Genomic DNA, 21,580 nt, shown 5'->3' with positions numbered 1-21,580 from the left:
TATATTCGCAAGTTAATTGAATTCACTTGGCAGGCATCTACATTCATATTCCCTTTTGCAAGCAAGCTTGCCATTACTGCGACTTTCATTTCAGCACCAATCTGAACCGAATGGATCAACTCGTGAAAGCAATCGGTAAAGAGCTCGAAATACGTAAAGATTATCTCGCCGGACAACCCATCAAAACCGTCTACTTGGGAGGAGGTACCCCTTCTCTCCTTTCGGAAAAAAACCTGAATTTTTTACTGGAAAAAATTCAAACAACTTTTCGCACAGACTTGCAGGAAGTAACACTTGAGGCAAATCCAGATGACCTTTCTGCTGAAAATTTAAAGTTTTGGAAAGAATTGGGCATTGATCGATTGAGCTTGGGTATCCAGAGTTTTCAGGAAGAAATATTACGATTTTACAATCGCGCTCATTCTGCCTCTGAGGCCTTGGAAGCGATTTATCGGGGGAGAGACGCCGGGTTTGAAAAGTTTTCCATTGACTTGATTTATGGCTTTCCATATGGAGATCATTCTATTTGGGAGAAGGATCTGACAGAAGCACTTCGCCAGGATCCGGGGCATATTTCCGCTTATTCGCTTACCGTAGAACCAAAAACTGCTTTGGGCAAATGGACTGAAAAGGGTCGATTTCAGCCTGCAGAAGAAGATTTTGTGGCTGAGCAGTTTGAACTACTTCAGGAGCAATCAGAAAAATCAGGATACATCCAATACGAAATTTCAAATTTTGGCAAGTCAGGTCAATTTGCCTTGCACAATACAAATTATTGGACGGGTGTTCCATACCTCGGCGTAGGTCCCAGCGCTCATTCCTTTGACGGAAAAAACCGCGGTTTCAATCCGGCTTCAAATGCCGGCTACATTAAAGAGTTGGAAGCTGGCACAAGTCCTTTTGAATTAGAACTCTCCACAAAGGAAGATCAGGTAAATGACAGAATTCTTACCGGTTTGCGTACGATTTGGGGACTTTCGCCAGCCGAATTAAGCAGTGAGTATGGTGTCGATATTCTGAATAGCAAAAGAAAAGAGATTGAGAAATTAGAAAAGATGGGTTGGCTAATATGGGATGGTAAAATCCTATCTTTGAGCAAAAGGGGAAAGTTGCTGGCAGACAGTATCGCAGCGGAACTGTTCATCTGAATTCATAAAATCGAGCCTGGTTGAATCAAACAGGCAATACGCGAGCTTTGAATAGGGGATGATTATCCAAGGCAATCCACCTGCCTGCCTGCAAATCTGCCCTTTAGAATCAAATCATAAACACATGAATTACAATTCAAATCCGGGGAGAAAAAAGGAAGCTGCACCTTTGGAGGCAGCGTTCAATGAGTTACTCAAAGCGTATCGATTAGAAGATAAATTCAAAGAAAAACAGCTGATTAGTTCTTGGGGAGAAATTGTGGGAAAGACCATTTCAGACCGAACGACCGCTGTATTTATCAGGGAGAAGAAGCTTTTTGTAAAACTCAGCTCCGGACCGGTCAAAAAAGAACTGATGCTAAACCGCTCCAAAGTTCTGCTTCTGATCGAGGATAAAGTGGGAAAAGGCGTGGTCGAAGATCTTATTTGTCTTTAACCTCATTTTGACAATTTTTAACTGGACTGGGCCAATTGAATATCCTCCGAATAATAAGGATTAATTCAGTTTCAGTATTATTGCGGTATTGTTCCAATGATCAAACTACCCTCAATCCATATAGGTAAACTTAGCCTGCTACTCGCCATCCTGGTGTGGCTTGCCTTGTTGTTTGTGGATTTGGTTAGGCTATTTGGCATGATCAACGAGATCGATTCGGGGATTTCAGACGAGATCACTTGGATCTTGGAGATTGTTTTCTTTTTTACCCTATATGGATTCTACAGCTATTCAATAGAGAAAAACATCCAAAGCGATTTCTTGAATCTCTTGTGGAGGGCCGCATCGACGGGGATCTTCGCAAGTGGCGTAGCCCTTTTGATAGAACTTTTCTATATGTCTTTAGGAGACAGCACGCTGGCCTCGGAGCTTTTTCTGAAGAATTTTTTCTACCATGTTAATTTTGCCCTCACGACTATTTTTCTGATTTCTTCAGCCTTGCTGTGGAAGCATTTGATACTTTATCAAAAGAGCAAGAAAGTGGTCAAGCAGTGGCAGGCTTTCGAATTTGCCATGCTGGTCGCCATGTTTTTTGTTTTTTTCAACAAAAATAATTTTGATTACAGCTTCTTTTTTGGAATGGTCATCCTGCTAATCATTTCGGCAGTACTGTCCGGAAATTTGAAATGGATTCCCTACCTCACTTTCAAAGAAAAATGGAAGTCCCTGCTTTTCCTTTTCTTTATCTTAGTCTGTATTGGTTACCTGTTTAGACGTTTCATGGCCTATTCTGAGGCAGAGACATATCAGGTTAATCTGACTGACAACTTATTTCTAATGGCCTTATTTGGCTTTATCTTCATCTACGCCCTTTTTAGTTTTTTAGTCACTTTGTTCAATCTCCCCACCTCTTCGGTCTTTGAACAAAAACTGACCGAAGCCATAAATTTCCAACGTCTCAGCCAATCTATTCAACCCGGAGAAAATGAAGAGCAGGTACTGGACATTCTACTGGACAGCTGCATGAGTGCTTCCTATGCTGATGCTGCCTGGATAGAAATAAACCCTGAAGAACAAATTATCGGAACGAATCAATTGAGATTTCTGGATGAACCCACCAAGCATGAACTTTCAGCGCTGATCAAAAACCAAAAAAATGCAACAGACTGGGCTACCACCGACAAGCCGGAAATGCTTCAGCCGCTTACCGTTAAACTTACCCATCCCCGTTACGAATCCACACTATTGGTCCCAATCGTGATCAATAAAACGGCAATAGGACGAATGGTACTCTGCAAAGAAGTACGAGACGGATTCAATAAGGAAATGGTAAATATCATCAGCACTTTTGTCCGGCAAGCATGTATCGCAGTGGAAAATCACCGGCTTCTAAATCAGGCGATTCAAAACGAGCGATACCAAGAGGAATTAAAAATTGCTCAACGCGTCCAAAAAGCATTACTCCCCACCAAATTGGATCATCCTGATTCTTTTGGAATTTGTGCCTTTTCAAATGCTGCAGACGAAGTAGGTGGTGACTATTACGACACCTTTAAACTGGATGAAAATCGATACGTACTCATCATCGGGGATGTATCGGGAAAAGGAACCTCGGCGGCATTCCACATGTCTCAGATGAAAGGCGTATTTCATAGCCTTATTCAGCTTAATCTGAGTCCTGCTCAATTTATGATAAAAGCAAATTCAGCTTTGAGCAAATGCCTGGGGAAAAATCATTTCATCACCGCATCTATCTTCTTTATCGATATAGCGGAGAAAAAAATCTGCCATGCCCGCGCAGGTCACATTCCTACCCTCTTTTATAAAGCTAAAGATGATAAATCTGAATTTATGCTCTTTGATGGATTGGGTTTGGGAATTTTAAGAAACAAGCAGTACGAAAATCACGTTCACGAAAAAACCTTCAACTATGAGTCAGGTGATATTCTGGTTTTAATTACTGATGGTATCGTAGAAGCAAAAAACCAAAAAGGACAGCAGTTTGGATTTGAACGTATCCGTAGTTTGGTGGAAATACACCATAAAAAGTCCCCTCTTGAAATTCAAAACCAACTTATCGAATCCCTTCACGTTTTTGTGGGAGGGGATAGATTAATCGACGATGATTATTCGATGATGGTCGTGAAATTCCAAGATCCCATAAATTAAGAATACTTTGTATAAAGAACCCCAAAGACATGCTTCGTATTGAAAAAACAACAGAAAATCATAGTGAAATCCTCAGCCTTTTCGGCGAAGTGGATGCTAGTAACTCTGTGATCCTTGATGAGGCAATCCAAGAACTGGTGGACGGCGGTTCAAAATCTATACTAATAGACGGCAAAAACCTGGAATACATCTCCTCTGCTGGATTGGGAGTATTCATGTCCTACTTGGAGGATTTTCAAGAGAATGGAATCAGTATGAAAATCTGTGATTTGGTTCCAAGAGTATTTGAAGTGTTTAAAATTTTGGGACTGGATCAACTGATCCCTATTTATAAAGATAGAGCCGCTGCATTTGCCGATTAAAAATGAAATACAGTCTTAATATTGCTTGCCAAACTTCGGCCCTTTCGGGATTAAGATCTTTTATCCAGCAGGCATTGGTAAGTGTAGCTCTCAATGATAACGAGAAGCATCAAGTTACCTTGGCTGTGGAAGAAGTATGTGCCAATCTGATTATCCATTCTCACGGCTGCAATCCTCAGGACAGCATTCAGTTAGAAATAATTGATTCTGCTGAAAAACTGATTTTTGAAATTTCCGATCAGGGCAAAGCATTTAATATTTTGAATTATAAAAGTCCAGACTTAAAAGAAGTCATGCTCGAAAAGCGAAAAGGTGGCTTAGGCATCATTTTGGTAAAGAAGATTATGGACGAAATAGAATTTGAATCTGAGAATGGCACCAATACTTGCCGCCTGATCAAGTGGTTTCGCTCCTAATTTTGGTTAAATGCCAGTTAAATGCCCAGTCATTAAGTCATTGAACCCGAATTACTGATAAATTTGTAACATTGCACCTTAAATCGGCCATCAAGTCCATGAATCACCGAACCGTTTCGGCATTTACATTTTCTCTTTTATTTGTTTGCTTGCTTGGCAGCACTTTGCCTGTTTTGGCCCAAAACTCAAAGGAGGCGCTGCTTACCCTTGACGGGAAGCCTGTAGACATAGACGAATTAGTCTATCTCATATCCAAAGGGAGAAATACAGACACTCCAAAATCGGGAGTTAGCCGTGAAGAATTCGAGGAAAATCTTGACCTTTTTATCAATTATAAGTTGAAAGTTCGGGAGGCCGAAGCCTTAGGTCTTGATCAAGCTGAAGAATTTTCGAGAGAATTCAATTCATTTAAAGAAACGCTCATTTACCCATACCTGATCAAAAACTCTCTCGAGGAAGGCGAGCTTCGAAAAGCTTACTCCAGAATGCAGGAAGTGGTCAGAGCTAGTCACGTACTCTTTCAATTCCCTCCGAATGCGAGTTCGAATGATAGCCTGATTGTTCTCAAAATGGCATTGAAAGTCAAAGCTGAAATCGAAAATGGGGGCAACATCAATGAATTGGCCGTCCAATATTCTGATGATCCCTCTTCCAAAGTAAACAAAGGGGACTTGGGTTACTTTACAAGTCTTCAGATGGTGCAGCCTTTTGAGGATGCCGCATTCAATCTTCAAGTTGGCCAACTCTCAGATCCCGTTTTATCCAATTTTGGGTACCATGTCATTCAGGTACAAGACCGTCAGCCAAATCCCGGACAAGTAAGAGTTTCGCACATCTTAGTTCGCTTTGACGCGGAAAATCAGACTCAGGAAGAAAACGCCCGAAGAAAAATATCAGATATCTATGCGGAAATCCAAAAGGAAAGTACGGTTTGGGAGGATATAGTGAAGACCTTTTCCGAAGATCCCGCAACAAATCAAAGAGGGGGTATGCTCCCTTGGTTTGGCGTTGGAAATATGATCCCTGAATTCGAAATGGCGGCTTTTTCGCTTACCGAGATTGGTGAAATATCTCCTCCATTGAAAACCCAATATGGTTACCACATTCTACGTCTTGAGGAAAAAAAGCCCATTGACTCCTTTGAAGAAATGGAAGAATCAATCCGCTCAAAAATATTGAGGGATTCTCGTTCCGGGATGATTCAGTCTCAGGTGGTTGCTATCCAAAAGGCACGCTATGGATTTGTAGAGAACGATGCCTCGGTAGCTTTGCTGGCCCAAGCGCTTAACCAAACAAATAAATCAAGTTTTGAACCGGTACTGATCAGTCGGTCTCTGGAAAACTCCCCACTTTTCACCTTACAGGGCAAAACCTTCAAGGCTGCAGATCTAGCGGCATACATAAAAGCAGAGGAGATAAGTCCAAAGGTAAAAGGTGGAACTTTTGATATTTGGTACGATCGCTTTGTCGCAAGCACCTTAGCCCAAACAGAGGAAAAAGACCTGGAGGCAAATAACAAAGAGTATCAAATGCTGCTCAAGGAATACCGGGATGGAATTTTACTTTTCTCTCTGATGAATCAGGAAGTCTGGCAAAAAGGAATTACTGATTCGATTGGTCAGGTGGAATTTTATAGAAAAAATATTTCTCGGTATCAGTGGAAAAACCGCGTAGAGGCGTATATAGTGAAGGTTTTGGATAAAACCCAACTTGTAAATGCCCGTCAGGTACTGCAAGGGAACGGATTCAACCAAACCTTGATTCAAAGTTTTGAAGCAAACTTCAAGGCTAATGCCCCATTGGCTTACCAGACTGAATCCGGTATTTTCGAATACGCTGATCATAAGATCCTCTCCAAAGTCAATCTAAATCAGACCTTCCAGGAGATTGAAGTGGATGGGTCAACCTACTTGGTTACGCTAGGTCAAAAATTCCCTGCCGAACCACGGAAATTCGAAGAATCAAGGGGTCTGGTAATCAGGGATTATCAAGAATACCTAGATAAGACACTCACTGATACCTTAAAAAGAAAGTACCCAATCCAGATAAACGCTCAAGCCAAGGAAGAGGCTTTTCTGGCATTGAATCAATAATTTAAATGATTTCCAATTCTGGAAATCAAAGATCACCAAACATCATGAAATTTCTAAACCGACTTATTCTTAGCGTTTTTGGAGCGATGGCTCTTAGTCAGGCTCTTGCACAGCAAGCTCCACCGACCGGCCAAGTCATAGATAAGATTGTCGCAAAAGTTGACAACAATATTGTCCTTGAATCTGAAGTCCAGCAGACCTATATCGAAGCCCTTGCGCAAGCTCAACAAGGAATAGTTGCGCCAACGCGCTGTGAGGTTTTTGAAAGCCTAATGATCAATAAGCTTATGGTGGCCAAAGCTGAAATCGACTCCGTACTGGTTACAGAACCTGAGGTTTTGCTTCAGGTAAATAGTCGATTCAATTCCGTCATGCAGCAGTTTGGTGGAGATGAGGCCATGTTGATCCAAGTTTATGGAAAAACTGCTGAACAACTCAAAGGAGAAATCGAAGATGTCATCCGAGAGCAAATGATTGTATCCAAAATGAGATCGAAGATCACAGAAGGGCTGACGGTATCTCCTGCTGACGTACGGGCATTTTTTTACAGCATACCCAAAGATTCACTCCCCCTGTTTACTTCCGAAGCTACAGTAGGACAAATAGTAAGAAAACCGGAAGTAAGTCCGAAAGTAAGGGAACAGCTGATCGCTCAGCTTACCCAATTCAAGCAGGATATTCTGGATGGAAAAGCAGATTTTGCTGATCTGGCAAAGAAACATTCTGAAGATCCCGGTTCCGGTGCACAAGGAGGAGATCTCGGATTTTTCCGCAGGGGCGAATTAGCCCCCGAATATGAATCTACAGCCTTGGGGCTTCGCTTGGGAGAAATCAGTGATCCGGTAGAAACCCAGTTTGGTTTCCACATGATCCAATTGCTTGAGATAAAAGGAACGAGTTACAATACCCGCCATATTTTAAAAATTCCTGTTCCGGGCGAGGAGGATATCTTAAAAGCCGAACGTTACCTTGACAGCCTAAAGCGGGAAATTGAAGCAGGTAAAATCGAATTCGCAAAAGCAGCAAAGGAGTATTCTAACGATAGAGGTACCTCTGATAATGGAGGATTTTTCACTGACCCATCTACAAATTCAAATCGCCTTTCGCTCAGAACATTGGAGGATCCTGTGCTCTATTTCACCATTGATACCATGAAAGTGGGAAGTATTACCAGACCGATTCGATTTGAAGACCCAAGAGAGGGAGTTAAAGTGAGAATTCTGTACTATCAGGCAAAATACCCTGCACACCGGGCCAGTTTGGAAGCTGATTATGAAAAAATGAAGGCTGCCACGCTACGTCGAAAAGAAGACGAAATTCTCGATAAGTGGTTCATTACTGCTAAGGAAGATGTATTTATTGACATTGATCCTGCTTACGACCGATGCAATGCACTGAAAGGAAATTAGAATTCCAATAAAAATGGTAATGTGGTCAAAAATAGTTGGTGATTTTGATCGAGAAAATTTGTATATCTCAATGGACAATTTCTAAGAGGCGTTTTGAGCAACTTATTCATAGCGGAACCAACACCTTCAAATTGTAGGTTTATTTAGTTTAGAAGGGCTTTTTTGCTTCATTCTTCTTGTATTATGGCTCCAAAAACCTTTTCATGTAGGAGTTTTGAAGTAAAAAGGGAACATCGTTTTCTAAAGTTTTTTGTGAACAAAAAATCTTATTGAAACCGATTTCATCAACATACTTGTAATTATCTAAATAATAGCACGTTAGACGGGATTTCGCCAACTATTTTTGACCATTAGATCATAAAAATACAATCTGACCCCAAAAGGTTTTAACTTTTTGGGGTCAGTAGTTTCCAGCCCATCCCTTTCGGGGAAATCTTAATAATTTTTCAAAAAGGTAATCAGTCGATTAAATTCAGCGTCTGTTATTGCGGGGAAATTGGCAATTCGAAAGCTCGTAGGCTTTAAAGGCCCATAGCCACTCCCCAATTGCATGCCTTCTTTTTCGGCAGCCTTTTTCACAGCAGAAATCAACTCCTCCGATCCTGCTACTCCCATTACGGTGGTACTCCGGGTCAGCTCATTATCTACCAACATTCTGAATTTTTCTGACTGCGCGATGGTGTTTTCCAAATTTTTCATCCGTGCTCTCAATCGGGCATCCACATGTTGGATTTCAGGGAGATCCTCCAAAACCCTGTTGAGCAAATAAATCCCAAAAACATTCGGGGTGTAGTGGGTTTGGAATCCGGCTGCATTTTCCAACATAAAGTTAAGGCTGTTGTATCGCCCCTTTTCACCTTTCTGTAAGGCCTTTTCAATGGCTTTAGGAGAAACAATCAACACTCCAAGTCCCGCCGGGAGACCAAAGCACTTTTGCACCGATGCATACCAAATATCCGCCAAGCTAAAGTCCATCTCAATGCCACCCATGCTGGATGTAGTGTCAACGGCAATCATTTTCTCAGGAAATTTCCCTCCAATCGCCTCGATGACCGACATAGGAACCTGAGAGGCGTTTGCGGTTTCATTTTGGGTAATCGCAATCACATCAAACTCCTCGCTGATTTCTAAACCGGCAATATCCACTGCCTGATTGGCCTCAAGTTTCAAAGCGGAAGAAGCAGGAACGATATGCTTGGCATATTCAAACCATTTTTTGCCAAATGAACCGGAATAGATATGAAAACTGGCCCTTTCCACGATAGATTGGGAAATAATCTCCCAATTCTCAGTTGCGGAAGAGGTGAACAACAACTTATAGTCATCCGGCATGTGGAGTTTTTCGCGCATGAGCTGCTCGGTCTCCTGGTAGAGTTGCATGAATGCACCACTGCGGTGATTTGCGCTTAGGATTCCCTGATCGAAGGCATCCTGCATGTAGTGTGGAAGCGCGTCGTAAACTTTGGACGGGCCCGGAGCAAAAGTAATCATAGGTCTGGAGAATTGAGAAAATAGGTAACCCCGAGTTCGTAGCCTTTCAGCCCTAAGCCTGAGATCATACCTACACAAGACTTGGAAATAATACTTTTATGACGGAATTCTTCCCGCTTGTAAATGTTGGAAATATGGACTTCGAGCGTCGGCGTGGTAACGCCTGAAATAGCATCCGAAATCGAGACCGAAGTATGCGTGTAACCTCCTGCATTGAGTAGAATAGCATCAAAGCTAAAACCCACTTCGTGGATTTTATTGATCAATTCTCCCTCCACATTACTTTGGAAATAATGGAGTTCCACTTGAGGGAAGCGCTTTTGAAGCTGCTCAAAATAAGCCTCAAAGCTTTGACTTCCGTAGATTTCGGGTTCACGTTTCCCCAACAGGTTAAGGTTGGGGCCGTTGATGATTTGGATTTTCAATTTAGGATAGGTTAAGGCTTTGAGTCAAAGTTAAGTAGTCCCTGTAAGCATACAAGGTCAAGTAGCCTGAAGTTTAAAACTTCCTTTCTTTTATTCTAAAAAGATACGCTAAGGTAAATTCCAGATTAGTTGAACTCATATCAAAAATTCTGCCCTGCGATTCTGGATTTGTGAAATCATATCCAAACCTGACTTCAGCAGAGAGGGTACTTTTCCCAAACAGTTTTGAAATACCTGCCCCCGCTGTAAGTCCGTACATCAATTTGTTTGGTACATCTCCCGCACCTCCATAGGTTGGCAACTCTCGCGGGGTTTCTCCTTCAAATTCACGGGTGATGTCTTTTGCTTGGAGTAAATAGCCTACATGCGGGCCAACTTTGATCTGAAATCGCCCCGATCGGCCGGCAAAAAAACTTGCCAATAGCGGAACTTTGAGGTAAGTCAACTCAGTCTGATTCAGCTTTTCATCTCCATTAAATTGGCGAAAGCCCAGGGTCAGCTGCTGAAGGTTAAGTTCTATTCCGGCATTTTTAGAATTGAAATATTCCACAACAAAAGAAAAAGTCGGAGAACCTATCCCATCTACTGATCGACTTCTTGTTGCAGCAGAAGCTTGGTAACTGTAAGTAGAAGTCGCATATCCTCCTCTGATCCCCACACTGAGCTGAGCCATTGCTCCTAGAGGGAGGATAAATAGGAAAAGGCAAATCAGGATTTTATGCATGCTTAAAATTAAGAGAATTCGAAGGACTTACTTTATTTCTGATTCAGGATAAACGTCCCCACAATAAGTTCTCCATCAATTCCCAGACCTCGAACTTCTACAACTACAGGGCCATCCGAATCATTGGTGTAAAAAGAAAATGTCACAGTCCCTATATCATCCGCTATCAAATAGGGATTCCAATAAAGAGTCTGACGATCGTCTTTTTCAACAGGCTCGGTAATCTGGGCATAATCCACAGGAATAAATGTCCCTGTAGGCTGGAAACCCTCCACCAAAAATTCCTTGATGCCAGGTCCGGCCAAACCATCCAATCCCATATCCAGATTGTCTTTGAGGTAAACAGCAATAATCCCGTTTCTTCCCTGATCGCCGAGCATTGGAGCCATCCGTGTCACCACCTCTACCCGATCGATATCAAAAGGATTGATACTTCTTAAATTATCAGCGGCATTGGATGCCCCGGATGCCCCCATGATGGCCCCATTGACCATGACCAGAGGTTCCATACTTCCGCCTGCGGACACTGCTCCTCCCCTGATTCGAATTTGTTGCTGCCCTGTAGCGCCGACCAATGTGACCCGCATACTTGGAACATTCCCCGCCAGACTGTTCACCAAATCTGTAGTATTTCCGGTTTTGGTGAGCTCTTCACCGGTCACCACGAAATCCGGATTACCGTAAATGGCTGGTTTTGAGTTGGAGTTCGTTTGCTTTGCCGCAGGCAGTTCTTCCTCCACTTCAGAGATTCTAATAGGTTTGGCAAGGGTGATTAATTTTGGAAAATAAGCCTCCGCAGGGAGTGCTACCGGTGCCTTTAAAGGAGTGTTAAGGTCTACTTTCAACGGCTTGCCCTTTTTATCCATAGCAGAAAAAGCCAACTTCATCGGACCAAAATATTCCATATCCTCCAATACAAACGTCCCGTTACTCCCGGACTCCAGATCGATCATCCCCTGAAAATCATTGACAAAAGCGGTAACCTGAGCAGCTGCCCCTTTACCTTTCTCATCTGTCACAGTACCCGAAAGTTTCAGACTTTTTTCGATCGGGTAGGAAAACCGATCCAAACCCAAATTCTCGGACACTCCCTGGAGATTTAGAGCATTTGCCATTTCTAAAGTTCTTTTGACAGGAACGAGCTGTCGGGCATCCCAAACTCCAACAGAAAGTGTGGCGGGAATCGACTGACCTTTATCATTGGCTACTTTCAGCGTTACAGTGACTTTCTCTCTGGTACCAAATTGAGTTTTATCGGCCTGAATTGCTGCCCCCTGATTTTTCCAATTGGTAAAGGTTTCCTCGGGGGCGATTCGCTTGTAAGGATCGAGAATGCTCAAAGGCTGGAGAAAATACTGATTGGGACCATAATTTCGCATCCAGTTAGTATAAGCACGGAGAAAATATTTTTCACCCGATAATGAATCCGGCAAGTAGAAATCTCCGACTACAATTCCGTCTCTGATTTGAAATTTTTTCTCAATGACCATATCCCGCTCCCCACTGACCAATTCTACATGGAGTACCTTGCTGAGTTCATCACGCAAGTAGGAATTGCCGTAGGCAAAATACCCCTTGAAAAAAACCTGATCCCCTGCATAATAGTACGGCTTGTCGGTATGGAGATAGACTTTCTCCTGATAGTTTTTAGCTGTTTTGGCCAAATCCTGAAGCTGAATCGCCTTTTCGGCATTGTAGTCCAAAGGAAGCAAATTGGAAATTCGCTTGCGGTCCATATCCCCTGAGAAAACCAAATCCTGAGGATTTATTACCATGCCATTTTCCTTTACCTTGACTTTTCCGCCATTTACTTCAAGCCATGAAATCGGATAGGGCGCGTCTTTGTAGGTGTTTGCCTGAGCAAAGCCCTTCTGATAGTGGATCTCAATCCTGCCCTTCAAATTGATGAAATAATGTCCCGGTGGACTTGTTGGAGTAACCAATGGATCAGCTTTATATACCACCACCGAATTGCCCAACTCATTGGCAAAAATATCGCTTCGCATATTTCTGCTGGCAGATCCTCCTGCCTTGTCTCCATAGAGGAAAAACCCTTCGCGCTCCTGAGTCCCATTGAGTATCGACCGGAACATATTCATGGGAGACTTGCGGTAGATTTCTGCACGATTCTTTATCCAAGTTGATTTTTGTATTTCTGACTCCGGGCTCATTTCCTCAAATCTCGCCGCACCCACAATTCGATAGTTAGTCGGTGAGTCAAAAAATTCACTCAGGTTAAAGGTGATTTTGTATCCTAAATATTGATTTTCGATTTCAATCGGAAGGTCAGCTTTCGCCACAAAGGCACCTTTATCCGCTCCAACAGGAAAATCAATCACCCATGGATTCAGGATCTTTGTTTTGCTTGCGGCATCATCAATGCCAATAAAGAGGTTTTGAAATTTACGCAAGTCCCGTTCCCAGTTTTTGTCCCGGGATGCCTTAATCTCCACATCACTCAGCTCGGTCGCAAATGGCTTCATCGACAGATTCACCGTCAGATTTCCGCCTGGATTCAAGGTGACTTTTCGTGTCTCTGCCACATATCCCATAAAGGAAAACCCTACTTCCAAAGGACCGGCCTCCAGGTTGGAAAGGATGAATTTTCCATCCATATCGGTGACAGTGGAAATGGTCGTGTTGTTGATGAAAACATTGCAGAAAGGCAGTGTCTCGCCTGTTTCAGCGTCTTTGACCACACCAGACAGCGTTCCTGTTTGGCCAAAAATAAAATGGGCAATGCCCAAAAAGAGGAACAGCGTTAAAAATACGTTCTTGTTCATCACAGCATTCGTTGGTTTAGAAGATGCAATTAATCACTTTTTGAGTCATTTTCCAGCTTACCGGCATTGAGTAAAAATGTTCCGTAGATCGGTTCTCCAAGATCACTTATTCCCCGAATCTCAACTAAAATGGGACCTGCTTTTTCGTTGAGACTAAATTCTACCTGCTGAGACATACGGGATTCCTGAGCCAGCAAGGCGGCATTCCAGTATAAAGTCGGCTTAAACCCAAACAGAAAAGGGAATTCCAACCGGTTTTTTTCAACTTCTTCAAAGGATTGTGCTTTGGGGTATCCCTTAAATTCGAAAAGGGTGTAGTTATTCATAGCTGCTTCGATAGACTTTGCACGGTCCAGACCTGTTTTGAGAATAATGGAAATGATTCCATTGCGCCCCTGATCTCCGTATTGGGGGACCAGCCTTCGAATGACCTCCACTCGTTCGATAGAGAACACATCCAGAGTACTGATCACATCAAAAGCAGTCTGTCCCCCACCCGTGTTACCAAATGTGCCTCCTCCGGCCGAATTGACAGGAGCGCCATTGATTAAAACCAAAGGTTCGCCACCTCTAAAACGGATCGCAGGGGGTGTGCCATAAACTGTCATCCCCGGCACCTGTCCAGCCAAGGCATATAAAAACTGGATCGAAGTCCCATTCAGAAAAAGGTCCTCTGTCTTAACCACTTTGTCAGGTCTGCCATAGATCATCGGACCGATGGACAGTTCCCGCTTGTCTTCTATTATTGCTTCTTCCAACAAAATCTCCCCGGCAACCAACCCTTGTAGGACTTGAATATCAGGAGAAGGCAGAATCCCGCGGGGGACCACCGGTGGGTAATTCAATGTGTCGGGTAATTTCCGTGCAGGATAATTTTTAATTCCAAGACTGATATCTCGAACAGGTCGTGCTTCTCTGTCCGTTGCCTGAAGTGCGATTTCGAAGGACTCTTCAAAATTTGAAGAGGGCAGTTCAAAGTTTCCCGATTTATCTGATCGGAGAGATCTTATGTCCGTGTAGCCATTGATAAAAGCTTTCAAACTTCCATCGACTGCATTCCCTCCACGATCCATCAATTGCCCTTTCAAGGAAAACCCCTTTTCAGGATTGGCGGGGAATTTATCCAAAGTAGTGACTGCGGATTTTGGGATAAAACTCTCCTCCATAGTTTTTGTCTCCGGAATAAACACTGCTTGATTCAAGTCCAATACTGAAACAGAAAGATTGGCATTGATGGGATTTCCGACAGAATTGAGAGCCATGATATTTAGCTTAACCTTTTCGCCCCCCTTATATTCCAGCTTGTCCGAAAATACACCCACACCAAATCCTCCTTCCTGAATAATGGAATTTGCAGGTTGAAACTGATGGCCTAAAATCTGAATAGGCAGGTAAAAGTCAGCCGCCTGATAATTTTGCCCCCAAGCGGTATAGGCTCTTAAGATGAAATTTCCCGATTCCTGCAGGTCAGGAAGTACCAGGTGACCTGAAGCAACTCCATTTTTCACTTCGAAAACACGATGCAACCACAGATACCCTGTACTGTCCAAAAGCTCGACATGTAGGACCTTGCTCAGATCTTCAGCCATTATTGGATTCCCATAATTGAAATAGGCTTTGAAAAACAGGTTTTCCCCCGGCCAATAATGCTTTCGATCTGTGTGGACAAATATCCGCTCCTCCATGGTCTCTGCAGTCCGTTCCAGATTGGCAAGTTTGATCAGTTTATCTGCGTTGAAATTTGCAGGAAGTCCAAAAATCGGATTCAAATCCAAAAATGACCCTCCTAGATCCAAGTTCCCGGAAGAAACAGGAGCACCGTTGAACTTAACGGGTAATTTTTCGCCCTTAAAATCAAGGCTGCCTTTTCTCCCCCCACTAAGACTGACTGCCAAAGGCTTGGAAAAACTGAGCAGGTAATCTCCCGGATATTCGGCAAAAGAAACTTCAGGTTTAGGATCAAATTCAAAGGATTCCAGTGATCCTGTCATCAACTGGGAAAGGAATTTTTGAGGGGAATCCTCATAGATTCTCATTCGAACCTTTCTGCGAACCGCCAATTCGGAATCATTGCTCGGCAGTTCAAAATAGCTGTAGGTGGCCTCCACCCGAGCCCCCGGCGCCAATACAAATGGTTTGAAGTAGGTAGAGACCAAATAGCCGCTTTCATTATTGGAGAAAAAAATTGGCCCGATGGAGTGCACCCGAAAGTTCTTATCCTGAAGTTTTTCGAAAATAAACTTATCTGGATTCAGCACTGCTACCTCCTGCTTCTTGAAATCAGCCCCAACAAAAATCTGCATCAACTGATCTATCACTTTGGTCAGTTGCCCTTTGGAAAGTGTCTCAGCAACAGGATCCAAACCGCTATTTTGCCCAAGCTTGATAGCCATATTTTTTAGAATGCCAGCTTTCAGCACCAGCTCCTCCCGATGCGTTTCCCATCCATGGCCCCAAACCTGTACTTCCCATTTTCCTTCAGGAACGTTGGAAATCAGAAAGCCTCCCAATGAATCGGAAAAGGCCTGAAAGGTGGTATTTGGAATAAAAATATGCACATCCTGCAAGGGCTGCCCTGTGATTTCATCCGTAATTTTTCCCGCTATTCGGGAATTCTGAGCAAGCAGGCAGTTAATATTAAAAAGGATAAGCAGGGTAAAAAAGAGTCTTGACTTCAACATCGCTGAATTTTATAAAATACTTCTTCAAGTATATAAAAAAAGCTCCAATCTGGAGCTCTTAGTTTTATTTTTTAACATTCGGAATATTATTCCTCTTTTTTCAAATCATCTCTATCCTTCAGTTTCTTATCCTCTACATTTTTGTTGAGAAACTCATTGATCTTGTCAATTGGAAAACTGGAGGAAATTTCTCCGAAGGAATTGATTTCCATTTTGAAGCCCTTCAGTTCATCATGAACTCGAGGCTCTTCTTCTTTTTTCTTTTTCTTTGCCATCTTATGCTACAACTGTCAATGTGCTTAACGCAAACCGGATTCTTTTGGCCACTTCGGTACTCCCCAAGATAGCAAAAACCACCATCAAATCGGGGCCTGCCCCAGAACCGGTAACTGCCAGCCGAACCGCCTGCATCACTTTTCCAAGTTTAATTCCTTCCGCTTCTGCCGTGCTTTCTAACAAAGACTTGGCAGAAACAGCATCAAATTCGCCACTATAGCTATCCAATGCAACGGCATATGCACCAAGGACTTTTACGGCATCCCCATTCCACTTTTTTGAAGCGATCTCTTCATCAAAACTGTCTGGGGCTACAACGATAAATCTACTCTCTTTCCACAATTCAGCAGGGAAAGTCACCCGATCTTTCACAAGGTTAACAATGGAATCGATTTTGTCCGAAGGAACATTTACCCCATCCTTTTTCGCGTCAGCTATCAAAAATGCAGCTAATTCAGAGGTAGGTTTGATTTTCAAATATTGCTCGTTGTACCACTTGGCTTTGGCGATGTCAAATTTCGTCCCAGACTTACCGATTCGCTCCACAGTGAAAGCTTCAACCAATTCTTCTAAAGTAAAAAGCTCTCTTTCGTCACCAGGATTCCAACCAAGGAATGCGAGAAAGTTCAGGAAAGCATCCGGAAGATAGCCCTGCTCACGGAATCCTGAGGATTTTTCACCGGAGAAAGGATCAGTCCAATCCAGTGGAAAAACAGGGAATCCCAACTTGTCTCCATCCCGTTTGGAAAGTTTTCCATTTCCATCAGGCTTTAGTAAGAGCGGCAAATGCGCAAACTGTGGCATGGTGTCTTCCCATCCAAAATATCTATATAACAATACGTGAAGCGGTGCAGAAGGTAACCACTCTTCGCCGCGGATCACGTGAGTAATCTTCATCAGATGATCATCCACAATATTGGCCAAGTGGTAGGTTGGCATCCCATCGGATTTCATCAGAACCTTGTCGTCCAATGTGCTGGAATTCACCATCACCCAACCACGAATCATGTCATTCAGACGGACATCCTCATTCCTTGGGATTTTGATTCGGATAACATAGGGGTCACCGGACTCCAAACGTGATTTCACCTCATCTTCAGAAAGCGTGAGGGAGTTTTTCATCTGAGTTCGCGTGATGCTGTTGTATTGCGGCTGCACAACACGAGCAGCGGTGAGTCGTTCACGCATCGCTTCCAATTCTTCAGAAGTATCGAATGCGTAATAAGCATGGCCTTTATCTACCAGATCCAGCGCATACTGCATGTACATGGATTTCCGCTCTGACTGACGGTATGGGCCACAATCTCCGGGATTCCAGGGACTTTCCTCAGGAGCGATCCCTAGCCATTCCAAGGATTCTTTGATGTAATCCTCTGCACCGGGGACAAAGCGGTTCTGATCGGTATCTTCGATACGGAGGAGAAACTTTCCTCCCATTTTTTTGGCAAAAAGGTAATTGTAAAGGGCGGTGCGCACGCCACCGATATGCAATGCTCCGGTAGGAGATGGAGCAAATCGTACGCGAACTTCTCTGTTCATGATGTATTCTTCTCAGCTAAAAACCCGCAAATCCGGGCTTTGGTTTGGTAAAATCAGGGGGCAAAGATAGGGAAATGTAGGGGAAAGGGAGATCAAAAAAAGGAAAGTAAAACGATGGAAACGCAAATCCATCACCTAAATGAAACTATTTGAAATTTTATCTGCTGATTTTAAAAGTATTTTCAACTATTTCTTTCCTAATTAAATTTAGATTGCTTCAATCTTCGTATAAGCAAAAAATATCTCGCCAATGATTTTGCTAAAAGTAATCCTTGCTAGTCTATTATTGATTGGAGTTACCAAAACCAAGAAGGAGTATTCGAAAGAATACGATCTAATTAACTATCTAGCCTGTGAGACAAATGAATATGCGCTGGTAGATGAGCGGTTTCTTTCTTGGGAAGATTCGGGCTTTAATTCCTATTCAGATTTACCTACTAAAAATAAAAATTCAGTAGGAGGGCTTGGAAATTTTGATTTGGACAGCCTTTTGGACGAAAAAGATAGGAGGAGAATTGAACACAAATTAAAATCCAGCAGCTCTCTTACAATCAATATAGACTACCTTACCTGCAAAGATAAATTAAACAAAACCAAAGGCTTTGTACCTAAAAAGACAATTTATTCCTACTCTTATCCAATCCTGTTAAAAGGAACAAACCAGGAGCTGTATGGAATTATTCTGGAACAAGAAACCTTTGAGATAAACAACGAATTAAAGATAAAGGTATTTTTAAAACGGTCAGACTCTTGGGAATTGGTTTACGAGTCACTAATAGCTTTCTCCTAATTGCAGTGAAATTATAATAGGCCCAAATCGAATGGTTTGGGCTTTTTTTGATCAAAATTGTCTAAAGCTGCGTATCTATTCGTTTAAAAATCAACTTACTTGAGAGTCTTTGCCGCCTACGTGAGTGTCCACTCACGTGATTCATTTTTCAATTGAGTCTTGATATCTGACTCAAAGACCCAAAAAGATTTACTTTTTTGTAGGATCAAAGAATAAATATGTTTCCAACAAAGAAAAGAGAACATTTTTAAAATATGCGATCAATTCCGTGAGTGAGAAACTCACGGTGGCGGAGCAACTAATGAGTTACCCGGATTTTATCTCATGAATTTTTTGTAACTAAAAATAGATATTTATAAATTATTTTAAGTACAATCTTTGTTTTTAATATTATCCTTTATTTATTAGATAAATTTTTAATCAACAAAACATAACAAATTTTATGAAAAACAATTTTGCCCCCCCCCAAGTACAAAAATCTAAGTAGATTTGGATTTTTAGGTTTTTTAGGTCTCTTGATTACCATGAATCTCTTGGTGACTTCCTGCGTGCAGGAACCCGAAGCTCCCCAAATCAAGCTGACAGAAAGCAGTCAGCTTGCCAAAGTCAGGTCATGGTTTGAGGAAAATAAAACTAAATTAAGATTGCCTGATAAAGGATCGAAATTCCGCACAGAATCCCAAGAGCTGATTCTGCCCTTTTTTGAGAAAGAGCCCGATTGGGATAAATTTCATCACTATTACTTTCCTGATGGAAGGGAAGTATTTGAGGTAAGTTTGGAGAATGCGACCAAGTATTTCCCCGTAAGTATTATAGATAGTTTCCCAAATAAAAATCCAAATAACTATGTGCTTCAAAACATAATGTTTGTAAAGCATCCAACAGAAAATCGATTTGATCCGTTAATCGCAAGATATTTCCCAAATAACCCAGATAATTACTTTGATTTTCAAAATATAAATTACAACTCCATCAATGAATTCTGGGAAGGGAGGATTGACTTATTTACATATGATGAGCATCATTTGATTTCATTTGAGTTTTTACCTGATGGGGAAAAAAGAACAATTTCTTATGGGGCTTCATCCAATTCTAAATTTAGGACATTAAGTGATTGTAGAGAGATTACAAGGGAAATAACTTGGGTGACGCCATCACCAGGAAGCACAGTGGATGACCCTTTAGGTTTAGGTGCTACTTACCATTCAAAAATAATTACAGAAGTTGTTTGTACGGGTTCCATGGGAGAATTTCCAACTACAGGAACAGTATACGTTGACGGCACCTATTATTATAATGGGGATGGTTTTGATCCTTCTGGGTCAGGATGTGGCACTTGTGATTACAATCCTCCTCCAGCACCTGCGCCTAGTCTTTTTATTATAAATGGACTAGATAATCCTTGTACCTCAGATTTATTTAAGAAATTAGCTAAGGGAGCTCCAAATCTAACAGATATGACAGGAATTAGTAATTTAGATATCTTTCCGTGGATGTTAGAATTATTTAGACAAGGAGGAAAATTTAATTACTATATAGAAGATGTCGATTTACCAGTTAATGCTCAAGGGATCAGACCAAATGCTCAAACAAAAATACCTGATTCCCAAGGAAATATCACTATTCAAATTGATAATTCCTATGCTAATAATGCAACTTCACTAAGTTTAGCAAGAACAATTATACATGAAACAGCGCATGCTTATATGATATATTTATCTAAAACTAATTATGAATTTAGAATTGAGCTAAATAATTATTATATTGCACATAACAATAGCACACCTGATGCTAATCATGGAATGATGAGCCAATATTTATTTGGAATGGCAATATCTTTATATAATTGGGATAAAAATTCTGGGCCTACTTCAGGTACATTAGGCCTTGATTATTATTATAAGATGGCATTCGGAGGTTTATTGCAGAACGGAACAGCGAATCCAATTTCGGATGTAGTCCCTATGATTCCTAATGGAGATTGGAATACAATTCTTCAAATCTTAGAAAATGAAGCAACAGGAAATAATATGGCAAGAGGAATTAAAGAAAATTGTAATGACTAATTTTATATTTAAGGGAATACTTGTTTTGCTTTTCATCTGTTTAACTAATATTGCAAAATCACAAGAAAAAAATAATAGATTATCTGATGAGCAATATAGAGTTATTGAGGCAATGTATTCCAAAGGGAAAAGTGAAATCATTATATTTAATGAAACCATTGATTACAAATCATGGATAAATTTAATCAAACCAGAATTTGAAGGCAACTATAGTTCTTGTCCATTTGAAGATCCACATTTCCCTAAAATTTATGAAAGATTGATTTTAATGACTTCTACTATTTCAATAAAGAAAATTGAACAATCACAACTTCCTCCAAACATTAAACTGAGCAAAAACTCATTGCAAACAAATGAGTTAGGTCACCTTTACCCCACAAGGAGAATTTCTGAGCCTTTAATAATCAATAATTATGCCTTTGTTTTTGATAAAACGGAGAATGCAGAGCTCTTATTTTTGTTTAAAAAAGATAAAGAAAAGGGATGGGAGTGGAAATGCTTTATTGAGTGTTATGTAGTATTTATAGATTAATTTTAAAGAGGCTGTCTCTTAAGTAAGGACAGCCTCTTTAAAATTCAAGTTGGATTTTGATTTCTAATTAAACTGACTTAACAAAGGTTCCGTCTACGTGAGTGACTGTAACCACCTTGGAGAACTTTTCTTCTGAGTAAGGTCATTTAAAGATTGGGGTAGCCCCTTCCCTCTCATCCTCCACCTTCTGATCCTTGATTTTTTCAGTGTCACTTTGCAAAATCCATCCTTTTGCCTAAG

General features: G+C 41.5%; 17 protein-coding genes. 10 read left to right on the top strand and 7 right to left on the bottom strand.

Annotated features, from left to right (window positions below; translation table 11 throughout):
* The first annotated feature begins 26 nt into the window (after positions 1-26).
* The 7 genes from hemW (at position 27) to Q8M62_RS12785 (ending at position 8,033) form a co-directional block, all read left to right on the top strand.
* Complete coding sequence (gene hemW, locus Q8M62_RS12815; RefSeq protein WP_304902215.1) at positions 27-1,148, top strand: radical SAM family heme chaperone HemW; 1,122 nt, start codon at positions 27-29, stop codon at positions 1,146-1,148.
* 124 nt (positions 1,149-1,272) lie between these two features.
* On the top strand, positions 1,273-1,584 hold the full coding sequence (locus Q8M62_RS12810; protein WP_304902216.1) for a DUF721 domain-containing protein: 312 nt from the start codon (positions 1,273-1,275) through the stop codon (positions 1,582-1,584).
* A gap of 96 nt (positions 1,585-1,680) precedes the next feature.
* Positions 1,681-3,753, top strand: a complete 2,073-nt coding sequence (locus tag Q8M62_RS12805) for a GAF domain-containing SpoIIE family protein phosphatase (RefSeq protein WP_304902217.1) — start codon at positions 1,681-1,683, stop codon at positions 3,751-3,753.
* A gap of 29 nt (positions 3,754-3,782) precedes the next feature.
* Positions 3,783-4,115: an STAS domain-containing protein gene (locus Q8M62_RS12800; RefSeq protein ID WP_304902218.1), complete on the top strand. Its 333-nt coding sequence runs from the start codon at positions 3,783-3,785 to the stop codon at positions 4,113-4,115.
* A 2-nt stretch (positions 4,116-4,117) separates the two neighbouring features.
* Complete coding sequence (locus tag Q8M62_RS12795; RefSeq protein WP_304902219.1) at positions 4,118-4,531, top strand: ATP-binding protein; 414 nt, start codon at positions 4,118-4,120, stop codon at positions 4,529-4,531.
* A gap of 98 nt (positions 4,532-4,629) precedes the next feature.
* Complete coding sequence (locus Q8M62_RS12790) at positions 4,630-6,624, top strand: peptidylprolyl isomerase (protein ID WP_304902220.1); 1,995 nt, start codon at positions 4,630-4,632, stop codon at positions 6,622-6,624.
* Positions 6,625-6,668: 44 nt separating this feature from the next.
* Positions 6,669-8,033, top strand: a complete 1,365-nt coding sequence (locus Q8M62_RS12785; protein ID WP_370690579.1) for a peptidylprolyl isomerase — start codon at positions 6,669-6,671, stop codon at positions 8,031-8,033.
* 435 nt (positions 8,034-8,468) lie between these two features.
* Here Q8M62_RS12785 and Q8M62_RS12780 read toward each other — a convergent pair whose 3' ends face one another.
* The 7 genes from Q8M62_RS12780 to gltX all read right to left on the bottom strand — a co-directional run bounded on the left by Q8M62_RS12780 (position 8,469) and on the right by gltX (position 17,952).
* Positions 8,469-9,524 carry an aminotransferase class V-fold PLP-dependent enzyme gene (locus tag Q8M62_RS12780; RefSeq protein WP_304902221.1) on the bottom strand — a complete coding sequence of 352 codons (1,056 nt, stop codon included), beginning with the start codon at positions 9,522-9,524 and terminating at the stop codon, positions 8,469-8,471.
* Entirely contained in the window at positions 9,521-9,949 is a 429-nt protein-coding gene (aroQ, locus tag Q8M62_RS12775) for a type II 3-dehydroquinate dehydratase (RefSeq protein ID WP_304902222.1), read from the bottom strand. Before aroQ ends, Q8M62_RS12780 begins: the two co-directional genes overlap by 4 nt.
* A 73-nt stretch (positions 9,950-10,022) precedes the next feature.
* Entirely contained in the window at positions 10,023-10,673 is a 651-nt protein-coding gene (locus Q8M62_RS12770) for a porin family protein (protein WP_304902223.1), read from the bottom strand.
* Positions 10,674-10,705: 32 nt separating this feature from the next.
* Positions 10,706-13,456 carry a TonB-dependent receptor gene (locus tag Q8M62_RS12765; protein WP_304902224.1) on the bottom strand — a complete coding sequence of 917 codons (2,751 nt, stop codon included), beginning with the start codon at positions 13,454-13,456 and terminating at the stop codon, positions 10,706-10,708.
* Between the two features lie 29 nt (positions 13,457-13,485).
* Entirely contained in the window at positions 13,486-16,137 is a 2,652-nt protein-coding gene (locus tag Q8M62_RS12760; RefSeq protein WP_304902225.1) for a carboxypeptidase-like regulatory domain-containing protein, read from the bottom strand.
* An 86-nt stretch (positions 16,138-16,223) separates the two neighbouring features.
* Entirely contained in the window at positions 16,224-16,412 is a 189-nt protein-coding gene (locus Q8M62_RS12755; protein ID WP_304902226.1) for a hypothetical protein, read from the bottom strand.
* Between the two features lies 1 nt (position 16,413).
* Entirely contained in the window at positions 16,414-17,952 is a 1,539-nt protein-coding gene (gene gltX / locus Q8M62_RS12750; protein ID WP_304902227.1) for a glutamate--tRNA ligase, read from the bottom strand.
* Positions 17,953-18,202: 250 nt separating this feature from the next.
* On the opposite strand from gltX, the gene Q8M62_RS12745 reads away from it, so the two are divergent.
* The 3 genes from Q8M62_RS12745 to Q8M62_RS12735 all read left to right on the top strand — a co-directional run bounded on the left by Q8M62_RS12745 (position 18,203) and on the right by Q8M62_RS12735 (position 21,340).
* Complete coding sequence (locus Q8M62_RS12745) at positions 18,203-18,742, top strand: hypothetical protein (RefSeq protein WP_304902228.1); 540 nt, start codon at positions 18,203-18,205, stop codon at positions 18,740-18,742.
* A gap of 455 nt (positions 18,743-19,197) precedes the next feature.
* Entirely contained in the window at positions 19,198-20,808 is a 1,611-nt protein-coding gene (locus Q8M62_RS12740) for a hypothetical protein (RefSeq protein ID WP_304902229.1), read from the top strand.
* On the top strand, positions 20,753-21,340 hold the full coding sequence (locus Q8M62_RS12735; RefSeq protein ID WP_304902230.1) for a hypothetical protein: 588 nt from the start codon (positions 20,753-20,755) through the stop codon (positions 21,338-21,340). The genes Q8M62_RS12740 and Q8M62_RS12735 overlap by 56 nt, the downstream gene beginning before the upstream one ends.
* Positions 21,341-21,580: the final 240 nt, after the last annotated feature.

The organism is Algoriphagus sp., from assembly GCF_030694375.1.
Lineage (GTDB): Bacteria > Bacteroidota > Bacteroidia > Cytophagales > Cyclobacteriaceae > Algoriphagus.
This window is presented reverse-complemented; position numbering and strand designations above follow the sequence as displayed.